This window comes from Rhizobium sp. UGM030330-04 (assembly GCF_003208455.1).
Lineage (GTDB): Bacteria > Pseudomonadota > Alphaproteobacteria > Rhizobiales > Rhizobiaceae > Agrobacterium > Agrobacterium rhizogenes_A.
Map to the genome: position 1 here is coordinate 171,491 of NZ_QKML01000014.1, position 22,381 is coordinate 193,871.

The 22,381-nt window shown below is 60.0% G+C and carries 17 protein-coding genes; 6 read left to right on the forward strand and 11 right to left on the reverse strand.

All coding sequences use genetic code 11. The annotated features are described in order from the left end of the window. Positions 1-60: 60 nt before the first annotated feature. Genes N434_RS20690 through N434_RS20715 form a run of 6 tightly spaced genes read right to left on the reverse strand, consistent with a single transcriptional unit; the run spans position 61 to position 5,604 of the window. Positions 61-867: an inositol monophosphatase family protein gene (locus N434_RS20690; protein ID WP_065116462.1), complete on the reverse strand. Its 807-nt coding sequence runs from the start codon at positions 865-867 to the stop codon at positions 61-63. Continuing rightward, entirely contained in the window at positions 864-1,700 is an 837-nt protein-coding gene (locus tag N434_RS20695) for a glycerophosphodiester phosphodiesterase (protein ID WP_110760114.1), read from the reverse strand. Before N434_RS20695 ends, N434_RS20690 begins: the two co-directional genes overlap by 4 nt. 2 nt (positions 1,701-1,702) lie before the next feature. Beyond that, on the reverse strand, positions 1,703-2,737 hold the full coding sequence (locus N434_RS20700) for an ABC transporter ATP-binding protein (protein ID WP_110760115.1): 1,035 nt from the start codon (positions 2,735-2,737) through the stop codon (positions 1,703-1,705). 8 nt (positions 2,738-2,745) lie between these two features. Next, the gene (locus tag N434_RS20705; RefSeq protein WP_110760116.1) at positions 2,746-3,570 is read right to left on the reverse strand and encodes an ABC transporter permease; all 825 of its coding nucleotides are present in this window, start codon (positions 3,568-3,570) and stop codon (positions 2,746-2,748) included. A 1-nt stretch (position 3,571) separates the two neighbouring features. Then, complete coding sequence (locus N434_RS20710; protein ID WP_286172368.1) at positions 3,572-4,411, reverse strand: ABC transporter permease; 840 nt, start codon at positions 4,409-4,411, stop codon at positions 3,572-3,574. Positions 4,412-4,452: 41 nt separating this feature from the next. Next, the gene (locus N434_RS20715) at positions 4,453-5,604 is read right to left on the reverse strand and encodes an extracellular solute-binding protein (protein ID WP_065116457.1); all 1,152 of its coding nucleotides are present in this window, start codon (positions 5,602-5,604) and stop codon (positions 4,453-4,455) included. A gap of 466 nt (positions 5,605-6,070) precedes the next feature. Between N434_RS20715 and N434_RS20720 the strand changes: the two genes are divergently transcribed. Both N434_RS20720 and N434_RS20725 read left to right on the forward strand, forming a co-directional pair. Continuing rightward, positions 6,071-8,014, forward strand: coding sequence for a methyl-accepting chemotaxis protein (locus N434_RS20720; RefSeq protein WP_110760118.1), 1,944 nt, complete (start codon positions 6,071-6,073; stop codon positions 8,012-8,014). 275 nt (positions 8,015-8,289) lie between these two features. Further along, positions 8,290-11,079 (forward strand): bifunctional aconitate hydratase 2/2-methylisocitrate dehydratase, encoded by a 2,790-nt coding sequence (locus N434_RS20725; protein ID WP_110760119.1) that lies wholly within the window; start codon positions 8,290-8,292, stop codon positions 11,077-11,079. A 248-nt stretch (positions 11,080-11,327) separates the two neighbouring features. Here the strand turns inward: N434_RS20725 and N434_RS20730 are convergent, their stop codons facing one another. The 5 genes from N434_RS20730 to N434_RS20750 form a co-directional block, all read right to left on the reverse strand. After that, positions 11,328-12,434, reverse strand: coding sequence for an NHL repeat-containing protein (locus tag N434_RS20730; protein ID WP_110760120.1), 1,107 nt, complete (start codon positions 12,432-12,434; stop codon positions 11,328-11,330). Then, complete coding sequence (locus N434_RS20735; RefSeq protein ID WP_110760121.1) at positions 12,431-13,675, reverse strand: hypothetical protein; 1,245 nt, start codon at positions 13,673-13,675, stop codon at positions 12,431-12,433. Before N434_RS20735 ends, N434_RS20730 begins: the two co-directional genes overlap by 4 nt. Positions 13,676-14,003: 328 nt before the next feature. Beyond that, positions 14,004-15,104 carry an ABC transporter substrate-binding protein gene (locus tag N434_RS20740; RefSeq protein ID WP_236774479.1) on the reverse strand — a complete coding sequence of 367 codons (1,101 nt, stop codon included), beginning with the start codon at positions 15,102-15,104 and terminating at the stop codon, positions 14,004-14,006. Then, positions 15,101-16,492, reverse strand: a complete 1,392-nt coding sequence (locus N434_RS20745) for a sensor histidine kinase (protein ID WP_110760122.1) — start codon at positions 16,490-16,492, stop codon at positions 15,101-15,103. The genes N434_RS20740 and N434_RS20745 overlap by 4 nt, the downstream gene beginning before the upstream one ends. Next, positions 16,479-17,153, reverse strand: a complete 675-nt coding sequence (locus tag N434_RS20750) for a response regulator transcription factor (protein ID WP_110760123.1) — start codon at positions 17,151-17,153, stop codon at positions 16,479-16,481. Before N434_RS20750 ends, N434_RS20745 begins: the two co-directional genes overlap by 14 nt. A 307-nt stretch (positions 17,154-17,460) precedes the next feature. Here N434_RS20750 and N434_RS20755 point away from each other — a divergent pair, with 307 nt between their 5' ends. From N434_RS20755 to N434_RS20770, 4 genes are all read left to right on the forward strand, one after another. Further along, positions 17,461-18,525, forward strand: coding sequence for an ABC transporter substrate-binding protein (locus N434_RS20755; RefSeq protein WP_065116452.1), 1,065 nt, complete (start codon positions 17,461-17,463; stop codon positions 18,523-18,525). Between the two features lie 151 nt (positions 18,526-18,676). Then, the gene (locus tag N434_RS20760; RefSeq protein ID WP_410469477.1) at positions 18,677-20,428 is read left to right on the forward strand and encodes an ABC transporter permease; all 1,752 of its coding nucleotides are present in this window, start codon (positions 18,677-18,679) and stop codon (positions 20,426-20,428) included. Beyond that, a complete protein-coding gene (locus N434_RS20765) occupies positions 20,421-21,482 on the forward strand; it encodes an ABC transporter ATP-binding protein (protein ID WP_065116450.1) in 1,062 nt (353 codons plus the stop codon). The genes N434_RS20760 and N434_RS20765 overlap by 8 nt, the downstream gene beginning before the upstream one ends. A gap of 621 nt (positions 21,483-22,103) precedes the next feature. Continuing rightward, positions 22,104-22,381, forward strand: a 278-nt coding sequence (locus tag N434_RS20770) for a contractile injection system protein, VgrG/Pvc8 family (protein ID WP_286172363.1), incomplete at its 3' end; no start/stop codon positions are given.

Below are 22,381 nucleotides of genomic sequence, written 5' to 3' on the forward strand. Positions count from 1 at the left end.
AGGACCCGCATATTGGCGGATACGTGCCGACGGATGTACTGACCACGCGCGCTGTGCCGCTCACGGGTCCTTGGGCGGAACGCCGCGAAGCCGCTCGAGAAGATAGGCGTGGGTTGCGGCATTGGCGACGATCAGCGTGCCGGTTCGCTCATAGATTTCAGGCCCGCGCCCCCACCAGTCCGTCACGATGCCGCCGGCTTCCTCAACGAGCAGGATACCGGCTGCGGTATCGACAAACCCTGTCTCCTCGTAATAACCGGTAAGCCGGCCGCAGGCCACGTAAGCGCAGGAATTGGCGGCGCTGCCGACGACCCGCACCGCCCCGATCGGGGCACGAATATCGTCGAGACGCTGATAGGCGCCGGGATAAAGCGAAAGATTGGGTGTTGGCAGGCCGGTGCCGACGCACATGAGCGCGATATCGCTGCTGGCATTGACGCGCAGGCGTTCGCCGTTGAGATATGCGCCTTCGCCCTTGATCGTCGTGAACATCTCGTCGGCGACGGGATTATAGACGAGCCCGCAGATCGTCTCGTTGCCGCGGCGCAGCGCAATGGTGATGGTGTAGTGCTGGCCATAGATGAAATTTGTAGTGCCATCGATGGGATCGACCAGCCAGCGATGTTCGGCATCCGAACCGTCAACCGGAGCGAATTCCTCGCCGGTCAGCCCCCAGGGATACCTGCCGAGCAGGCGTTCGCGGATCAGCGTTTCGGACTGCCTGTCCGCATCGGACACGAAGTCGCCCGGTCCCTTGACGCCGATCTCGATGTCGCGGAAGCGTCGGAAGTGCTCGAGCGTCAATGCGCCGGCCTCGCGGGTGGTGGCGATCATGTCTTCCAGAATGGCGGTGTAGTTGACGGTCATCGGCTGAATGCCTCGGTTAGCCCTTCCGGGTCATCGGTGGTGATCTGGTCGACCTTGAGCCGCAACAGCCGCCCGACATCGGTGATCGATTGCGGCGTGATGCTGTTGATGGTCCATGCATCGACGCGGCGGCCGGCGGCGTGGACGGGGGCGATGATATCGATGCCGGCATCTTCGGCAGCAAGGACGATCCGGTAATCGAGATAGATCATTCCGGCCGCCGGTGCCGTGGCGAGCGCCTGTTCGATGAAGTTGGAAAAGTCTTCACCCGTCTGCAGCCTGGCGAGTGTGTCGTCCTCACACGGGTCATATCCCGTCTTGAGGTCGGGGACCGATGCGGCAAGCGCGGCGATGGCGTTGAAATCCCCGCCGGACAGGATCATGGAGCCCGCCAATGGCGCGATGCTCGCGCTGAAACCGGCGATGACCTGCGGGGTGAGGGCGTGCCGGTCTTCCTTGAAATCGAGCTGCAGCAGGGCATCGGGATGGATGATCTCGCGGGCGAGCAGGGTGCAGAGGTCTTCGAGCAGCATCACCCTTGAGGATACGGGCTGGCCCTGATTGTCGCGCAGATGCAGCTGGCGCAGGCTGGCGGCGGAGGCGTCTCGCACCCTTCCGGCGCCGGTGGTTTCCCGCTCCAGCGTCAGATCATGCAGCACGGCGCAGCCGTGGTCGGCGTGAATGACGAGATCGACTTCGATGCTCGCGCCAAGACACATGGCCTCGATGATGCGTTCTCCGGTGAAGGCGGGATCGGCGGCGTGACGGCGGCCGCGATGCCATTTGAGCCAGGTGCGGTGGCCGTCACGTTCGAGGAGGATGGGCATGTTCATGGTCAGCTCCGGTAGATTTGCCGGTTGTCGCGAAAGGCCGTGACGGCGCGCGGCAGGATATCGACCCCCTGTCCGGCCCGGAAGAGATCGGGATGGGCGACCATCGATTTGATCCTGATACCATCGGGTAGATCGAGATCGACAAGGCCATGGGTGCCGTAATCGGTCACCCGGTGAACGCTTGCCTGCGGCGTCTCGGATGCCGTCAGATCAACGGCCTCGGGGCGGATGGCGAGAATGGCGGGACCGTCGGAGACGGGCAGCGGCACGGTCAGGCTGGCATGGGTGAAGGTTCCGCCCGAAACCACGCCTTCGATCAGGTTCATGGTGCCGATGAAACCGGCGACGAAGGGGGTCTGCGGTTCGCGATAAATGACGTTCGGCCGGTCGATCTGCTCGGTCTTGCCATTGGCCATCACGACGATGCGGTCGGCCATGGAAAGGGCCTCGTCCTGTCCATGCGTGACGAACAGCGTGGTGATGCCGAGACGTTGCTGGATATCGCGCACCTCTTCCCGCAGGCGCTCGCGCAGATGCTGGTCGAGGCTGGCGAAGGGTTCATCCAGAAGCAGGATTTTCGGCTCCAGGACCAGCGAGCGGGCGAGCGCCACGCGCTGCTGCTGGCCACCGGAGAGCTGGCTGGTGGCGCGTTCGCCATAACCGGAAAGCCCGACCAGTTCGAGTACGGCCTCGACCTTCTCCTTGATGACGGAGGCCGGCATGCGCCGCAGCTTGAGGCCGAAGGCGAGGTTCTTGAAGACGTTCATATGGGTCCAGAGCGCGTGGCTCTGGAACACCATGCCGGTGGGCCGGCGCTCGGGTGGCAGATGGGTGACGTCTTCGCCGTCGATGGTGATCCGTCCGCCGGTCGGCTGTTCGAAACCACCGACCATGCGCAGCAGCGTCGATTTGCCGGAACCGGACGGGCCAAGAAGGCAGACGAGTTCACCATCGGCGACGTCGAGCGAGAAGTTGTCGACTGCCTTGGTGCCACCGGAGAAGGTTTTGGTGACCCCGCGGATATGAAGTACGGACATGAATATTCCTAACCGCCGAAGCCGCGGGCGAAGGCGCCGCCGCCAATGACGCGGCGGGCGAACATGAGGGCAATGAATGACGGCACCCAGAGCACGACGGACAGGACCGCGCCATACTGGATGACCATCTGGTTGTTGATGTAGCTGATCATCAGCACCGGCATCGTGCGGATGCCGGGCGCGCCGATGAGCCATGCCCCTTCGGTTTCATAGAAGGTGCCGACGAAACTCAGGAGCACGGCGGCGGCAATGGTCGGCCCGGCCTGCGGCAGCGTGATCGACCAGAAGACCCGCAGGGGACTGGCCCCGACATCGCGGGCCGCCTCTTCCATGCGGCGGTCGACGGCCTGAAACGCGGCGACGGGTATCCAGATCATGAACATCAACGTGCCGACGAGCTGGATCAGGACGACGCCCCAGAAGGTGCCGATGAGGTTGAGTTGCAGAAAGATCGCCGCAATTGCCACCAGCAGCCCGAATTTCGGGAAGGCATGACCGGCAAGGAAGGAGAAGAACAAGAGGTTGCGGCCGGGAAAGCTCATGCGGGCAAAGGCATACGCGGCGGGAAGGCAGATCAGCGCCGAAAGCAGGGTCACCACTGTCGTCAGCCGAAAGCTCAGCATCAGGGCGTTCCACACATCGGGGCGTCCGAGCGTCTGTCCCCAGAAACGGAAGCCGAACTGTTGCGGCACGACGTTGGGGTAACGCCAGACTTCGGTGAAAGCCCAGGTGCCGACGACGATGAGCGGCCCGACGATCGCAACGGTCAGAAGGGCGGCGAAGAATATGCCGGGCCAGTCGAGGCGCCTGCGCGCCGGTGCAAAAGCAGCCATGTCACTTCCCCTGATTGCGTGCGACTGAGCGCACATAAAAGAGGCCGAAGGCAATGCAGAAGCCGAAGGCGATAACGGCCTGGGTCATGGCCCCGATGGGGTCCTGCATATCGCGAAGGGTGCGCTGCATGAAGGGACCAATCATTTCCGGCGATGCGGGGCCAAGCAGATAAGGAAGGGTGAAGGAGGAGAAAATGCCGAGCACCGAAAAGGAAAGCGCCACGAAAATGGAGTTGGAAATGCGCGGCAGGATGATGTGCCAGAAGACCTGCAGCGCGTTGGCGCCCACATCCCGCGCCGCTTCCACGGACTGGTTGGCGACACTGCCGAGGCCCGCCAGCAAAATCAGCACCGTCAGCGGGATATTGTCCCAGACAAGGCCGATGACCGGCCCCCAGGGGGTCAGATAGGGCGTGCGGATTTTCGGCAGGTCGACGGCGTTGAGCAGAATATCCACCATGCCATTGGGCCCAAGCACGCGGATGAAGGCGAAGGCGAGGATGATGGAGGGCACGAACATCGGAAAGATGGCCAGCGCCTGCACATAGGCCGAAAGGCGGCCCTGGGAAAAGCGCAGATAAAGCGCGATCGGCAGGCAGATCACCAGAAGCAGCATGGCGCAGACCAGAGTGGTCCAGAGCGTGACGGCGAGATTGTCGAGACTGTAGCGATCCGAAAAGAAGAAGACGTAGCTCGAAAGATCGAACGTCGTTTCTCCATTGGTCCCGGTACGCCAGACGGTGCGCCCTATGGCGTTGATGGCCGGCCAGATGACGAGCCAGATCATCAGGAAAACGGGAATGGCGACGAGCAGGAGGCCGATTGGCCTCCTGCCTGCCATATTGTCGATGAGCGGGCGGACCGCTCCTTCTGCTGCCTCGGTCACGACTTGCGGTCGACGTTCGGAGCAACGTGACGGTACCAGCCGTCATTGATGGCGGTTTCCCATTTGCCGGCCGGGAAGGTCGGAATGGTCTGCGGAATGATGTCGGCGAAACGCTTGCGCAGATCGGCGGGGACATAGTCCCAGGAAACGCCGGGGAAACCGCCGAGTTCGGTGAGGATGGCGCCCTGGATTTCTTCGGAGAGAACGAAATTCGCCAGCTTGAGGGCGGCATCGCGATTGGTGCCGTTCGCCAGCACCACGGCCCGGGAGAAATCGCCGCAAAGCGCGAGATCCTGAAGCTGAACGAGGCCCGTTTCCGCAGGAAGCACACCCTGATCGATCGCCTTCAGAACCTGATCGGACCAGACGGGCGTCATTGTCACGACGCCTTGCGACAGAAGCTGCAGAGACTGGGTGTTGCCGGAGGCATAGGCGCCCTTGTCATAAAGCGACGGGGCGATATCGGTCAGCAGATCCCACGCCTTGCCCAGTGCCTTGTCGCCGAATTCCTGGGTGTAGTTGTCGACCGTGAAAGCCTTGGGGTCGAGACCATTGGCCTGATGGATGGCGCGGCGGACGAAATTGCCGCCGGAACCGCCCTTGTCGGGACGGTTATAGACGAACTGGCCGGGATTGGCCTTGATCCAGGTGACCAGCTGCTCCCAGGTCTTCGGCGCATCCGCGGGCTTCAGCTTGGCTGTGTCATAGGCGAGCAGAACCTGGCTGCCGCGATAGGGCAGGCTGTATTCGCTGCGGATGGCAAGCGGGTTGACGCGCGAATAGTTGGAGAGACCGGCCTTCGCCATGTTCACATAAATGCCGGCATCGATCGCGCCTGCGGGCAGCAGCGGATCGGAATGCTCGAAATAGTCAGCCTGCGGGTCGGTGCCTGTCTGCTTTGCTGCAATGGCGCGTTCGCCGATGGCGATAATGCCGGCATTGTCACCGGCGTCCACGAGGTTGAGTTTGATGCCCGGATTGGCCGCCTCGAAAGCGGGCTTGACCGTGTTGGTCCAAAAATCGAGGATGTTGCTGTCGGCGCCAGTATACCAGTCGATCGTGCCCGGGGCGGCGAAGCTCATGCGCGGCGCAAGGGCAAGGCCAGCGGCGGCGCCTGCTGCTGATATCATGAAGGTGCGGCGTTTCATCTCTGTCTCCAGTGCTCTCGGCGAGTGGAATTGTTGAGCGCTGACCCTTTTTGGAAAGATCGGAACGGCGCTGGCCCGCTTTTGCACAGCCGTGCATTTTTTAACGGGTCGGCGGCGTTTCTAATGTCTTTCCTTAACGCTTTCGTGACACCCGGCTGGCGTCGCCCGGCTGACGAAAATTAGCGTCTGAATAATTTAGCTACGCCGCAAATTGTCATCACTTGCATGGGCCGGGTAACACTTCATTCAGTGGTTCTGTGAAATCTAAAATACGCAGGTTCCAAGGTTTTGTCGGCGGAGCCGGTAGAACAATCGGACCCCGTCTCACCCTGCCTTTGGCGGCTTTGAGAGGATATCCGCTTGTCGCCCTATGAGGAGGGGCACAGCTACCCGCGATGTTTGTTTATATCTCTCCCCGGCCAACCCCGTGCGGGTGGTTGGCGGAGCGCTTGCCCCGAGGCCTTTCATGTCTTTCCTGAAGAATGCCAAGATAAAAACGAAGGTCGTTTTTGTCATTTCGCTGATGAGTTTGATGTCGCTTTCCGGAATCAGCTACGTCAGCGTGCAATATAAGAATACCGACAATGTCTATAGCGATTTCATCGCCAACGAGGCCCTTGCGGCGGTGCTGAACGCCCGGACCAGCGGCAATCTCAATGCGCTCGGCATGCAGATGCTTCGCGCCAGCCTCAATGATCCCGCCGGCAGTGATTTCGAATCGGCGGTCAAGACGTTCAGGGCAGACCGCAAACAGCTCGAAGAGCGCCAGAACAAGATCATGGAACTGGTGCCGGCCCGCACGGATGCCGCCCGCGATATCCTCAAGGGTGTCGTTGAAGTCGAGGAGATCGGCAATCAGGTCATCGCCCTGATGCAGGCGGGAAAAACCACTGAGGCGCAGCAGATGGCGCTGAACGTCCTTCGGAAAATCGGCGAAGTGTCGCCGAAGATCAGCGCCGGTAACGAGCAGCTCATCCAGGTCATGAATGACGGCCGGCAGCAGCTCACCGCCAGCACCGATACGACGATCTGGACGGGCCTGATCGGCATTGCGCTTGTTTCCCTGGCCCTAATCGCACTTGGCCTGTTTGTTTCGTCGCGTGGCATCACCACCCCGATTGCGCGGCTTCGTGAGCGCATGGGATCGCTGGCGACCGGTGATACGGCAAGCGAAATCGACGGAATGGACCGCAAGGATGAAGTTGGCCAGATGGCCGCTGCGGTTCAGGCCTTCCGTGAAAACGCAATCGAGCGTGTACGGCTTGAAAATGAAACCGAGGCCAACCGGTCGACCTCTGAAAAGGATCGGATAGAGCGCGAGAAACAGAAGGCGAAAGAGGCTGCCGACGTACAGTTTGCCGTCGACAATCTTGCCGCCGCGCTTTCGAAGATCGCTCAGGGCGACGTCACCTATCGGATCGTGCAGCCGTTCGTTGCCGGGCTTGACGGTATTCGCGGTGATTTCAACCGGGCGGCAGAACAGCTGCAGTCGACCCTTACCCAGGTGGCGCAGAATGCCCGTGGCATCGATGCCGGCGCCAACGAAATCCGGTCTGCGGCAGATGATCTGGCGAGACGTACCGAACAGCAGGCGGCGGCCGTTGAAGAGACTGCGGCGGCGCTGGAAGAAATCACCATCACGGTGAAGGACTCCACCAAACGCGCGCAGGAAGCCGGTCATCTCGTCGGCCGCGCAAAGGTCGGTGCGGAAAAGTCGGGCGAAGTTGTGCAGAAGGCCGTCGCGGCGATGGAACAGATCGCGACATCCGCCAATCAGATTTCCAACATCATCGGCGTGATCGACGAGATCGCCTTCCAGACCAACCTTCTGGCGCTGAATGCCGGCGTGGAAGCGGCGCGTGCCGGTGATGCGGGCAAGGGCTTTGCCGTTGTCGCGCAGGAAGTTCGTGAACTGGCGCAGCGTTCCGCCGGTGCCGCCAAGGAAATCAAGAACCTGATCACGACATCGAACAGTCAGGTGGAGCAGGGCGTGCAGCTGGTTGGCGAAACCGGCAGGGCGCTGGAACTGATCGTCACCGAAGTGCAGGACATCAACCGGCACGTCGCGGCGATCGCGGAATCGGCACAGGAACAGTCCTCCGGCCTCCAGCAGATCAACACGGCTGTGAACCAGATGGATCAGGATACCCAGAAGAACGCCGCCATGGTGGAAGAAAGCACGGCTGCAAGCCACGGTCTTGCACGCGAGGCGTCTTCGCTCAACGGCCTCATCGCCCAGTTCAAGCTGTCCGAAGGCGGTTACAGTGAAGCTTCCGCTCCGGTCCGCACCGTCTCTTCGTCCGACAGACCCGCGGCGTCTCCGGCGCGCGCGCTTGGCGGCAGGATCAGGGCTGCGTTTTCCGGCAATGCCGCGCTGAACACCTCTGCGGACAGCTGGGAGGAGTTTTGATGATTGCCGCGTTTTTGACGGCGGATTCACGGCTCCTTTTGATCGCCCGCAAGACCATGGTCTGATATAGGAATGGGCGGTTCGCAGAAGGGCCGCCCATTTTTGTCGCGACAGTCGGACAACGGAACGATTGAAACGATTATACTGAAATGCGACATCTTGTCAGCCGGCCCCGGTTGGCGTACTCGAAACCGGTAAAAGACCCAGACCTATTGACGTGACAGTTCGGTGGTGCTGGGTTTTGGCTCCATACATATCAGGACGTTGGGATAGCGATGAACCTTTACTTGGATTACCTGGCTGAGATCAAAAGCAGAGAACAACAAGGGCTCGCACCCAAGCCGATCGATGACGGCGCATTGACCGCCGAAATCATTGCGCTGATTAAGGATGCCGGTAGCGAATACCGGACGGACGCCCTCAAATTCTTCATCTACAATACCCTGCCGGGCACCACGAGTGCTGCGGGCGTCAAGGCGGCTTTCCTCAAGCAGATCATTCTCGGCGAAGTCGTCGTGCCAGAGATCACACCTGCCTTTGCGCTGGAACTGCTGTCGCACATGAAGGGTGGCCCTTCCGTCGAAGTGCTGCTCGACATCACGCTCGGTGATGACGCGGCACTTGCCGAGCAGGCGGGTGAGGTTCTGAAGACCCAGGTCTTCCTTTATGATGCCGACATGTTCCGGCTGCGCGATGCCTTCAAGGCAGGCAATGCCGTCGCCAAAGGCGTGCTTGAAAGCTATGCCAGGGCTGAATTCTTCACCAAGCTTCCGGATGTCGAGGACGAAATCAAGGTCGTGACCTTCATCGCCGCCGAAGGCGATATTTCGACCGACCTTCTGTCGCCCGGCAACCAGGCGCATTCGCGCTCCGACCGCCAGCTGCACGGCCAGTGTATGATCACGCCGGAAGCGCAGGCGGAAATCGTCGCGCTTCAGAAGCAGCATCCCGACAAGCGGGTGATGATGATCGCCGAAAAGGGCACGATGGGCGTTGGCTCGTCACGCATGTCCGGCGTCAACAACGTGGCGCTGTGGACCGGCAAGCAGGCCAGCCCCTATGTGCCCTTCGTCAACTTCGCTCCTGTCGTTGCCGGCACCAACGGCATCTCGCCGATCTTCGCCACCACCGTCGATGTGACGGGTGGCATCGGCATCAACCTGAAAAACTGGGTGAAGAAGCTCGGTGAGGACGGCAAGCCGATCCTCAACAATGACGGCAACCCGATCCTCGAGCAGAAATATTCGGTCGAGACCGGCACTGTGCTGAAGATCGACGCCAAGAACCGCAAGCTTCGCGACGAAAGCGGCAATGAGCTGGTCGACGTTGCCGCCGCCTTCACGCCCCAGAAGATGGAATTCATGAAGGCGGGCAGCTCCTATGCCATCGTCTTTGGCAAGAAGCTCCAGACTTTTGCGGCTCAGACGCTCGGCATCGAGGCGACGCCGGTCTTTGCCCCGAACAAGGAAATCGCGATCGAAGGTCAGGGCCTCACCGCCGTTGAGAAGATCTTCAATCGCAACGCCGTCGGCGTGACCCCCGGCAAGGTTCTGCATGCCGGTTCGGACGTTCGCGTCAAGGTCAACATCGTCGGCTCGCAGGATACGACCGGCCTGATGACCGCGCAGGAACTTGAGGCGATGGCGGCAACCGTCATTTCGCCGCTGGTGGATGGCGCCTATCAGTCCGGCTGCCACACGGCCTCCGTCTGGGACAAGAAGGCGCAGGCGAACATTCCGAAGCTCATGTCCTTCATGAACAATTTCGGCGTCATCACCGCGCGCGACCCGAAGGGCGTCTATCATTCGATGACGGACGTGATCCACAAGGTGCTGAACGACATCACCGTGGATGACTGGGCGATCATCATCGGCGGCGACAGCCACACCCGCATGTCCAAGGGCGTCGCCTTCGGCGCCGACTCGGGCACGGTGGCGCTGGCGCTGGCGACGGGCGAGGCGACCATGCCGATCCCGCAATCGGTCAAGGTCACCTTCAAGGGCACGATGCAGCCGCATATGGACTTCCGCGACGTCGTGCATGCGACGCAGGCGCAGATGCTGAAGCAGCATGGCGACAACGTCTTCCAGGGCCGCATCATCGAAGTCCATATCGGCACGTTGCTCGCCGACCAGGCCTTCACCTTCACCGACTGGACGGCCGAGATGAAGGCCAAGGCGTCGATCTGCATCTCTGAGGACGAGACGCTGATCGAGTCGCTGGAGATCGCCAAGTCGCGCATCCAGATCATGATCGACAAGGGCATGGACAATGCCGCCCAGACGCTGAAGGGCCTGATCGCCAAGGCGGATCAGCGTATTGCCGAAATCCGTTCGGGCGAGAAGCCCGCCTTGACCCCCGACGACAATGCGAAATATTTCGCCGAAGTCGTTGTGGATCTGGATGTCATCGACGAACCGATGATCGCCGACCCCGACGTCAATAATGCCGATGTCTCCCGGCGTTATACCCACGATACGATCCGTCCGGTGTCCTATTACGGTGGCACCAAGAAGGTCGATCTGGGCTTCGTCGGTTCGTGCATGGTGCATAAGGGCGACATGAAGATCGTCGCCCAGATGTTGAAGAACATCGAAAAGGCCGAAGGCAAGGTCGAGTTCAAGGCGCCGCTCGTCGTCGCCGCGCCGACCTACAACATCATCGACGAGCTGAAGGCGGAAGGGGATTGGGAAATCCTGCAGAAGTATTCAGGCTTCGAATTCGATGACCTGAAGCCGAAGACCACCAACCGCACCGAATACGAGAATATCCTCTATCTGGAACGCCCGGGCTGCAACCTGTGCATGGGCAACCAGGAAAAGGCGGAAAAGGGCGATACCGTTCTGGCAACCTCGACCCGCCTGTTCCAGGGCCGCGTCGTGGAAGACACGGCTGAAAAGAAGGGTGAATCGCTTCTGGCCTCGACCCCGGTCGTCGTCCTGTCGGCAATCCTTGGCCGCACGCCGAGTGCGGAAGAGTATAAGGCAGCCGTCGAAGGGATCGATCTGACCAAGTTCACCCCGTCGAAGGGCACGCCGATCGATTCCCTCTCGGTCCATTATTGAGGTTTCGGCACCGGGAGGTGAAAGCCTCCCGGACATGACATCTCAAAGTGAACTCAAGGACGCCCGCCGGATGGCGGGCCTCCAGAAATTCTATGCCGTCCGAAAGCGGCGTGGAATATTGTGCTTGTCGAGCACTATTGCGCTTCAACATATTGGACGCAGGCAACGGTAAGCTGTTCGCCCCTGCAGAGGACTCGACAGACCATATTCGGCCTGTTGCCGGCTGGATCTGACCGGCGTGTCTGGCGCTATTGGCCCGATGGAGTGCGGGTCCATTTCTGTGGCGACAGATTGCCGCCCAGAGGCGCAATAAAAAAAGCACTATCCTGTTGAGCCACCGCGATATTGTGAAGGGCCGATCCTGACGTTCCCTGCGGCAGGGAAATGGCTATGTTGGCAGCGCCCTGACATCCGTTTTCGACGGGCAAGGGCGCCTTGCAATCGGCACTGACCGGGAAAATCTGTACATTGCCCGCGCCGGTGAAGGTGGTTGTGCTGCTGGAAACAAAAAGCTGGGCGGATGTCACCGCATCATTCCCGAGAGCCAGCCCGTAGACGCCGAGGGTGCCGAAACATTGCAATTGCTGGAGGAATGTTCCGTCCTGCTCAAAGATCTGGACGCGGTTATTGAGTGCGTCGGCAACGAAAATCCGGTTGCAGTGGTCGGTTGTGATGGCGTGCGGCAGATTAAACTGTCCGGGACCGGTTCCGGCCTTGTTGTCCGGCGCTGACCAGACCTGCAGGACCTTGCCGGTTTTGGGGTCAAGCGAAAGCACCCGGTTATTCAATCCACCAACGTCGCCGTCGGTTACCCACATCAGGCCGTTGGCGTCAAAGGCGACATCCGTGACCTTGTCGAACTGGATCGGGTCGAGGCTGCTGCCCTGGCTGTCAGCGCCGCAGACGCCGATACTGCCGAGATAATTACCGTCCGGCGTGAATTTTTTGATGCAATGCCCGAAGGCGCCGCCGGCCGTGTTGGGCGGCGCCATATCGGTGATCCAGGCAAATATCTCCCCCTTCGCGGTTTTTTGAAAGCCCAGGGAATGCGGCTCGCCGAGCCAATCCGTCGACCATGACGAAACAAACCGGCCGTCGAGTGTCCAGATTGAGACGGCGGGTGTGCCTCTCTGTACCATGTAAAGCCGGTCGCCGGCGGGCGACAAAGTCATCCAGCTCACATTCTGCATATTGAAGCGACTGATCTCCGGAAAACTCCTGTCCTGGGAATAGCTTTCCTGCGCGCTGGCGGGCGCGCCGGCAGAGATGCAGGCAAGGGTAAATAGCAGGGACCCGCCCGCCGACACTGCCGCCCGAAACGGCGCCTTGACCGAAAGAGAAACGGGGATGCTCATTTTGACCCGGTTCCGCGAATCGCGGCGCCTTTCGGCAGGCTCGCCTTTACCGCGTCCGGTTTAGGCTGAGCCAGGCAGAGCGCTGGAAGGTCGAAGAATTCGGGCGGGAACCAGACCGGTGATTCCTGATAGTCGTAATAGTCGGCAAGAGCGAGGCTGGTGCCGCCTTCGGCGATGGTCGATGCGGACTCCATGAAGGTGACAGGCCGGCTGCGTGTGCCGTCCGATCCCGGAAATGGGCTGTACCATGTCCAGAGATACCGTCCCTGCGGATATTCCTTCGTCGGTGGGAAGAGGACCGAGATGATGTTGGTCGTCTGTCCGGGGGAGAGGGCCGGGTTGTTGTTGATCGAAGCGTGGATGGTGCCGTCCACGGCGGGAATGCGCGCCCAGTCCGGAGGCTCCTGTCCAAGCCCGATATTGTCGCATGACCAGACGATCGGGAAAGGGTATCCGCGTGAGAGAAAGAAGGTCTCGTTGTAAATATAGCCACTGCCCGCGAGCGCCGGCGGCGGCGTACCTGATGGAGCGATGCCATAGAGCATGGCGACCTGATCCTGAAATCCGGCACTCGGATTATATTCATAGGACATGATGGTGGCCTGTCCGCGATCCGAGGCAACACGATAGCTCGCATCCGGCTTCCATTGATACAGAACGACAGTGGGCAGCGGCATGCTCTTGGAATCAACCGGCGTCATATAGGTCGTCATGAAGAAACAGGGGTTCCAGACGACGAGCTTCTGGTTGTTCGGGTTGCCGGGCTGGAAGCCGGCAATCACGGGATCAACCCAGGAATCGACATTTGGCGACGAGGCCGGTGCAAAATTCGGAAAATAGGTGAATGAGAAATTCTGGAAAAAGGCAAGTTGTGCGGGGTCTCCCATGGCCGGAGACGATGGCGGAGCGCCGAACATCATGCGGAACGGCAATTGCGAAGCCGTATCGAACCACATCCATGTCGTTGCGTTCGAACCCGGAACAGGCTGTTTCCACCAGTCGACTTCCTGTGCCTGCATCCAGTTCAGGTAACCGGTCTGGAAGTAGGATGGCTGATTGTTCAGCCAGTTCTGCGTTGGCAGTGTCCAGCCCATGTCGATCACGGTCCAGGTTGCGCCCTTGTTGGTGGATATCTGCGTGCCCTGTGGCGTTATCCTGTACCACCAGGTTCCGTAGTCCAGCCCCACCACGCAGATGGACATGACCTGATTGGCGATGAAGCTGATATTCGCAATGCACATCTGGTAGAATGGTGTGGTTTGCGGGGCGTTGCGCGGTGGCGGGCTGAAGGAGTGCAGGAGGGCGGTGCACTCCCATGCCGGGGGCAGAGCCGGAGGTTGAGCATCCGCTTTCTCCCTTAATTGCGGAGGTCGGGCAACCGGAAAGAGTCCATGGGCTAAAGCGGGCATGATAACCTCCTCTTTTCGCCTGAGCGATTGCAGGCGAGACCAGCACAATTTCTGCGTGAGATTACGACATCCTAAAAATACCCGCAATAGTAGATTTCGCTATGCTTGGTAAAGTTGTTGCTGGATGATTTCTCCGGGCCGCCCCGGATTTTCCAAGGTATCAGTCGGCCTGCGGATTGTTTCCGGACGTCATCACGTCGGTCCAGTCATCGATGAAGCGTTTACGCTGGGCGGCATCCTGGGTGGCGAGAAGGGCGGGGCCGATCCGGACGATGCGGCCCACGCCGCTTTCGATGAGCGATGGAGGACCATCGACACCCGTCGGCATGGTGCCGTCGCGTGAGAAAAAGAAGGATTTTTCCCGCGCGACGCGGCGCCCGCGCTCGGAGAGAAGATAGTCGATGAAGCGCCCGGCAAGCGCCGGTTGCCTTGCCTTTTGCGGAATGAGCGCGGCCCTGCTCAGAACAAGGGTATAATCACGCGGCAACACGATCTTCAGCTTCGGATCGCGCAGCGTCGCGGCATAGGCGTAGGAACCTATGACATTGTAACCGATATATATCTTCTGGTTTGAAATATCGGCCAGCACGGAATTGTTGCAGCAGCGTAGCTGGGTGTCGACGCGGCTCATGCTTTCCAGCAGACGGCCATAGGCGGTGGAATTCTGTTCCGCATCGAGGAAAGCGAGGAGATAACCGACGCCTGACTGGCGAAGATCGTAGGTCGCGACGTGGCCGCGGTAGAATTCCTGTTTGCGGCGCAGCAGATCGGCAAGTTCGGCACGCGTATGCGGCACATCCTGCGGTGGAACATAATCGCTGTGGTAGACGATGACGCTCGGCTCGAAGGTGAAGCCATAGACCTCGTCGCGCCAGCTATTGGCATGGTTCTCCACCGCCCGCGTTTCGGCCGACACATGCGGCGTGGCGCATCCGTCATTGGCGAGCTTCACCATCTGATCAACAGAGGATGACATCAGAAGGTCGCCGAACTCCTTTTCCTCCCGGCATGCGGCGTCCGCTTCGCGATAGAGGTCATTGGTGACGAAATCGGTGTAATCGATGGCGATGTTCGGTTCGATCTGCTGGAAGTCGAGCAGAAGCGGTTTCAGGGCGGAGGTGTCGGCGGCGCCGTTGATGACAAGGCGTTCCGTTTCCCCGGCCGGCGCGGGGAAATACGTGGAGGTGCCCTCCGTCGGCTGCGGGTGCGCCGGCCCCGTGGCCAGCATCGAAAGCAGGATTGCCAGGAGCAGATTTTTCAAGCGCTTTCCTCCCGGGCGCTGGGCAGATCCAGAATGACGGTAAAACCGGTGTCGCCCTTTTCACGAAAGCGAATCCGACCGCCATGCGCGACCGCGACCTCGGCCGCTATGGCAAAGCCGAGCCCCGAGGCGGAGGCGGCATTGGCGGAAGTGGCGTTGAAGCGGCGCGACATCTGGTCCCATTTTTCCGGCGGAATACCCGGCCCGTCATCTTCCACTTCGACGCAGATGCGCCCGTCATGCCGCATTACTCGGACATCGAGACGCGAAACCGCGCCATGGCGCAGCGCATTGCTGATGATGTTTGCGATCGCTTCCCTGAGGCTGACGGGATCGCCCCTGACCGGTAACAGCGCTTCGTCGGCCTCGAAGGAAATCACCATGTCGGGATCGACAGTCAGCGGAACGGCATGGTGGAAGGCCGTGCGCGCCACCGTGACCAGATTGACGTTTTCGAGCTGGATGATGCCGGAGCGATGGATGACCATGGCGTGGCTGAGCAGCTGGTTGGTCAGTTGCGCCAGTTCGCCCGTGCGTATCTTGATGCGCTGGGTGCGCTCGCGATTTTCGGGGATCATGCTCGTCTCATCGAGCATGTCCACCTGGGCGGAAAGTCCGGTCAGCGGGGTGCGTATCTGGTGGGCGGCATCGGCGATGAATTGCTGCAGGCGCACCACACGTTCGTCCAGCCGGGTCATGAAGTGGTTGATGGCGCCCAGAAACGGCTGCAATTCCTGCGGCGCGGGCATTTCCATGGGCGTCAGGTCTTCGGGATTGCGCTGCCGCAGGGCAAACGCCAGCCGGGTGACTGGCTTCAGCGCATAACGCACGGCAAGGAAGGTGCCGCCAAGTCCAAGCAGGATCATGATACCGACGATCAATATGGCGCCCTGGGTTATTTCGGCGGCCAGCGCCCGGCGCGCCTCGGTGGTCTGCGCCAGAATGACATAGATCCATCCGCCCTGCGCCTGATCGGCCAGCGCGCGCGACACCGTGATGGTCCGCACTTCGACGCCGCGATATTGTTCCGTTTCGAGCTGCGGATCGTAACGCGCGGCGATGGAATCGTAATCGACATTGAGATCGGGATATCCGCTGACGATGGCGCCGTCCGGCCCGACGATGCGATAAAAAATGCGGTCCCGTTCCGCAAAACCGAGCAGCTCGAAAGCGGAGAGGGGCAGATTGACGATCAGCTTGCCGTCATTCTGGGTGATGCCGTCGGCAATCTGCATGGCCGCGCCACGCAGAAGCTGGTCGTAGGTCTTGTTGGCCGCCGTCTGGGCATAATAACCGGCGGCGAAAATGAGTATGCTTGCGCCGATGAGCAGAACCATGCCCACGCGGATGACGAGACGCGAAAACAGCGACGGTTCACGCGTTGTCATCGATCACCAGTTGATAGCCCATGCCGCGCTGTGTGACGATCGATACGCCGGAGCCTTCGATCTTCTTGCGTATCCGGCTGACATAAAGCTCGACCGCATTGTGGTTGGCGCCCTCGTCGAAGCCGAACAGCGCGTCCATCAGTTCGTCCTTGCTGAACAGGCGGCCGGGACGGGTGGCGAAGACCTCGAGAATGGCGATTTCACGCCGCTTCAGCTGGACTTCGCGTTTGCCGATGCGAACATTGCGGCTCTGCTGATCAAGCTGCAGGTTACCGCAGGTGATGATATTGGTCGTCTCGCCGCGGTTGCGCCGCAGCAGGACCCTTACACGCGCATCAAGCTCGCGAAAATCGAAGGGTTTCACCAGATAGTCGTCCGCGCCGAGATCGAGCGCGCTGACCCGGTCCTCGATTTCGGAGCGCGCCGTCAGCACCAGCACGGGAACGGTTTTTTTGGCGGCCCGCACACGGCGCAATATCTCGAAACCGTCAAGCCCGGGCAGCATGACGTCAAGAATGATCAGATCGTAATCGGTGAAGTCGAGAATTTCAGCCGCAGCAAGTCCGTCTGCCTCCCAATCAACCGAGTGTCCCACTCGCTCCAGACGTTGATTGATTGCCTCCCCGACATCCCGTGTGTCTTCGACCAATAGGATGCGCATGAGCCATGAATTGCATGAAAAATCGCACCTGACAACAAAAACATATTCGAACGTGACAGGTTGCTGACAGATTCACCGATAAATTTATGTAGCGTGGCGATCTATTCGTTTGGTCGGGTGGTTTCCACTGTATCCGTGGGAGGATATCGATTTGATGGGCTGTATAATCTACTTCGCAGGAAGTAGAAATACTATTGCTTTGCTCAAAATAATCGGAACATAAGAGCGTTTTCCGGCAGATAAAACTGCCCTGTCTTCGTTTCTTCTCTTCCCCCGGATGTCTTGAATCATTGTGGGAGGACCAGGAATGAAGCAATTTTTCTCTTATGCGCTGACCGCGAATGCGGCGGCCCTGCTGCTGGCCATGCCGGTGTTTGCAGCCAGTGATGAACTTGTCGAGGCCGCGCGCAAGGAGGGTTCGGTCACCATCTATTCGGCCACCGACCAGGCGCAGGCGCAGGCGGCTCTTGATGCATTCGCGAAGAAATATCCCGGCATCCGTATCGATTACAACGATATCGGCACCAATGGCGTCTATAACCGCATCATCTCGGAAGCTGCGGCAAAGCAGGTGGGCGGCGACGTCTTCTGGACCTCGGCCATGGATCAGGGCGTGAAGCTTGCGACGGATGGTTATCTGGAAACATACAAGTCGCCGGAACTGGCGTCGCTGCCCAGCTGGGCGGTCTTCAAGGACATCGTTTATGCCACCTCGATCGAGCCTGTCGGCATGATCTACAACAAGACCGCGCTGCCGGAAGACAAGGTTCCGCAGACACGCGAAGATTTGATCAAGTTCATTTCCAGCGGTGAATATAACGGCCGTATCGGCACCTTCGATCCGGAAAAGTCCGGCGTCGGATTTCTGATCCAGACCAGCGATATGGAAAATACCAGCAATTTCTGGGACATGACCAACGGGCTCGGCAAGGCGAAGGGCAAATCCTATTCCTCGACGGGCTCCATGCGCGAAACCGTGGTTTCGGGTGAAAATGTCCTCGCCTATAATCTGATCGGCTCTTACGCGCTGGATTGGGTGAAGAGTGCGCCGAACCTCGGTGTTGCTTTCGGCAAGGATTACACGCTCGCCTTCTCGCGTGTTGCCGGCGTGCTGAAGGATGCTCCGCATCCGAATGCCGGCAAGCTGTTCATCGATTTCCTGCTGTCGCAGGAGGGGCAGAACGCGCTTGCCTCAAAAGGCATGCCGGCCCTGCGCAAGGATACCACCGAAGGCTACAATATCGACACGCTCAACGAACTCGTCGGCGGCAATCTGAAGCCGATCGCGCTCGATGAAACGCGCCTCGATTTCATGGAACCGATGAAACGGCTGAAGTTCCTGAACGAGTGGCGCGCGGCGCTGAAGGGCTGATCTCGCCCTGGTGAGCCACGCCTCTCGAGGCGGGGCCAGACACCGTGCTTTTCCCCCGAAGGCACGAGGCGGTGTCTGGCCCATTTCCCGAGGCCTTGCCCCATCTACGAAAATCCATTCCCCAAACGTCTGTTTCCCGGAGGCTGCAACCATGCCGGTGGATGCCATTACCCAAAACCCACCCCGAGAACTATCCCGCGAACCGCGGTTGAGGACGCCCCGCCCGCCCGGCGAAGCGCTGCTCTTCCGCCGGCTCGTCATCGGGCTCCTGACGCTGTGCGTCCTCACACCCATCTGCCTGATCATCTACCAGAGCTTTCTCGATGGTCCGTTCTTCAGCCCGAGCGCCAGCCTCGGCCTGAGCGCATACGAATATATTCTCGTCGACCCGATGTTCTACGATGCCCTGTGGAACACGGTCATCATGGCCGTGGGCATGGTGGCGATCGCCGTCCCGCTGGGCGCGGCACTCTCCTTCCTGCTCACCCGTACCGATGTGCATTTCCGCAAGGCGCTGGAAATCATCGTGCTGGTTCCGATGTTCATTTCGGCGCTGGTGCTCGCTTTCGGTTATACGGTCGCGATCGGGCCTTCCGGCTTCGTTTCCATCCTTGCGCGCGACATCATCGGTTTCGTGCCGTGGAATATCTATTCCCTGAGCGGCATCGTGCTTGTCACGGGGCTGGCGCATGTCCCGCATGTCTATCTTTACGTGTCGGCGGCGATGCGCAACCTGCCGTCCGATCTTGAAGAGGCGGCCCGCATCACCGGCGCGCCCATCTGGCGTGTGTGCTGGGATGTCACCGTGCCCATGGTGCTGCCCGCGCTCATCTTCGCCACCGCGCTCAACCTGTTGATCGGCTTTGAGATGTTCGGCGTGCCGCTGGTGCTTGGCGATCCGAGCGGCATCAACGTCCTCACCACCTATATCTACAAGCTCACCACACTTTTCGGTGTCCCCACCTATCAGCTGATGGCCGTTGTCGTCGTCTTGCTGGTGCTCCTGACGCTGCCGCTGGTATGGTATCAGCGCCGGCTGCTGCGCCACAGCCGCCGTTATGCGGCCCTTGGCGGAAAAGGCTCGCGCACCACGGTCATGCGGCTGGGACGGACCGGCCAGATCATCGCGCTCTCCGTGATCGGTTTCTGGCTGTTCCTGTCGGTCATCCTGCCGATCGGCGGAATTATCCTGCGCGCCTTTGTCGATGCGTGGGGGCAGGGCGTCAATCCTTTCGCTCATCTCACCACCAAGCATTTCAATGCGCTTTTCGAGGTTCCGAGCCTTTATCGCGGTGTGCTCAACACCATCATACTGGCGGTTGTCGGCGGCGCTCTGGCTGTCGCCTTCTATCTGGTCGTCGGTCTTGCGGGGCACCGCAATCGGGACGTGTCCAATACCGTTCTCGATTACATGGTCCTCCTGCCACGCTCCATGCCGAGCCTGATCATCGGTCTCGCCTTCTTCTGGCTGTTCCTGTTCATCCCGTTCCTGGTGCCGCTGCGCACGACGCTGATAAGCCTGTTCATCGCTTATCTGATCGTCGGCCTTTCCTATGGCCTGCGGCTGCTGCAGGGCACGCTCATTCAGGTCAGCCCCGAACTGGAGGAGGCCGCGCGCACGACGGGTGCGACAATCGGCCAGACCTGGCGTGACGTCGTCATTCCCATCGTGCGCCCCGGTCTCGTCGGCGCATGGGCGCTGATCATGATCGTTTTCCTGCGCGATTATGCCACCGGCATCTATCTCATGAGCGCCGGCACCGAAGTCATCGGCTCGCTCATGGTTTCCATGATCCAGTCCGGCGCAATGGACACGATTGCCGCGCTGGCATTCGTCAGCATCGTTCTTACCGGCGCAGGCCTCGGTCTCGCCCTTCGTCTGGGAGCAAAAATCCATGACTGAACTTACTGTTCGCGACGTTCACAAATATCTCGGCGGCCTGCATATTCTTCAAGGCGCATCCTTCACTGCCGAACGCGGCTCGATCGTTTCCCTGCTCGGCGCCTCGGGTAGCGGCAAAACAACCCTGCTGCGCTGCATTGCCGGGCTGGAGCAGCCCGAACAGGGCCTCATCAGCATCGGCGGCAAGCCGGTGCTCGACGGCAGCAAGGGCCTGACGGTCGCGCCGGAAAACCGCAATATCGGCCTTGTCTTTCAGTCCTACGCGCTGTGGCCGCATCGCACGGTGATGGAAAATGTCGCCTATGGTCTGAAGCTGCGCGGCGTGAACCGGGTGGATGCCGGCAAACGTGTTCAGGCGACGCTGGAAAAGATCGGTCTCGGCCATCTTGCCGAGCGTTATCCCGATCAGCTTTCGGGCGGCCAGCAGCAGCGCGTCGCGATCTGCCGCGCGCTGGTCTATGAGCCGCGTGTCCTGTTGATGGATGAGCCGCTTTCCAACCTGGATGCGAAGCTGCGCGAAGAGGCGCGTTACTGGATCCGCAAGCTCATCCTCGACCTGGAAATATGCGGTGTTCTCGTCACCCACGATCAGTCGGAAGCGCTCGCCGCATCCGACAATATCCTGCTTCTGCGCAACGGCGCCATCGTTCAGGAAGGCACGCCGCAGGACATCTATACAAAGCCGAAGAGCTTTTATGCGGCGGACTTTCTCGGCGCCAACAATGTCGCCAGCGGCGAGATACGCGGTCTGGGCGAGGATGCCAGCATCCACGGGCCAAACTGGCAGCTCGATGGCATCGTTTTCGGCAAGAGCGGCGAAAAGGAGGACAAGGCGGTCATCCGCGTCGAGCAGATCGCCGTGCATGACAATCCCGGCCAGAACCGCAGGGAAATGCATCTGGATGCCTGCCTTTATCTTGGCGACCGCTGGGAATACCGCCTGAAAGCCGGTGATTTCGCAGCCAAGGCCTTTGGGCCGAAAGCCTTGCCCGAAGGTCCGGTGTGGGTGGATATTCCCCGGGAAAGCGTGTGGCTTTTCGCCCGCGGTTCATAAGCTCCTGCCCATCCGCTTCAAAGAACCGGTGGCCGAAACGGCCTGATCCGGCGAGGCGTTTCATGGTCCATCGTTGTATTGCTGTATGAGGCAACGATGGACCGAAACGCCGCTTTCCGAAGGGCCGGTTTTATTTGACGCTGTCGGTCGCAAATATCGATATTCATACGATACCTGTCACGAATCGCCGGCGCCTTGAGGCGGCTTTGGGCATCCGCCACGGCGTCATCTCCACGTAAACGTCATCGATTTTCAGCTTTCCGCATCGAATTTTGCGAAGGGAAATGCCGGGCGCCTTCAACCGCCACGGGGCGTCAGCTTTGCCGGCTAAGGACATACCTCCAGCACTTCATTTTGGGTTGCCCTATCGGCCTGTGTCGCCCGGTTCACCAGCCTCTTTGTACGAAAGGCCTGAATGGCGGTTGGCGGCTTCCGGTTGCCCCTCCTTTCCTGCGCTGGCCGTGCCGAAGCCGCACTGCAAACTTTTACCGGTGCAATTTTATAGTTTTCAAGTTGTGTAAATCATGGTCAGTCCATGGTTTCGCCACAATGTTTGATTGCATTCTGTCGAGATTTTGGCAGTTGATTGATAATTTTTCCAATCTTCCATCGAGGTTCGCCATGACCGACCAGCCTGCATCTTCGGACTTTCTCCAGGCGAGCCGTGTGCTCAAGGTCAAGTCTCCGTTAGGGGAAGACCAGCTTCTGCCGGAACGACTTGCGGTTGACGAGGGTGTTTCGCGGCTTTTCGAGATTCACCTGACGCTGCGTGCGAAGAAGGAAGCGGTCAAGCCCGAGGAGCTGATCGGGCGGCTTGTCGATGTGTCGGTCGAGATAAGCCAGGGAGACGGGGAAGAGGGCAGCGGCGTCCGCCGGCCGTTCAACGGTCTGGTGACGGA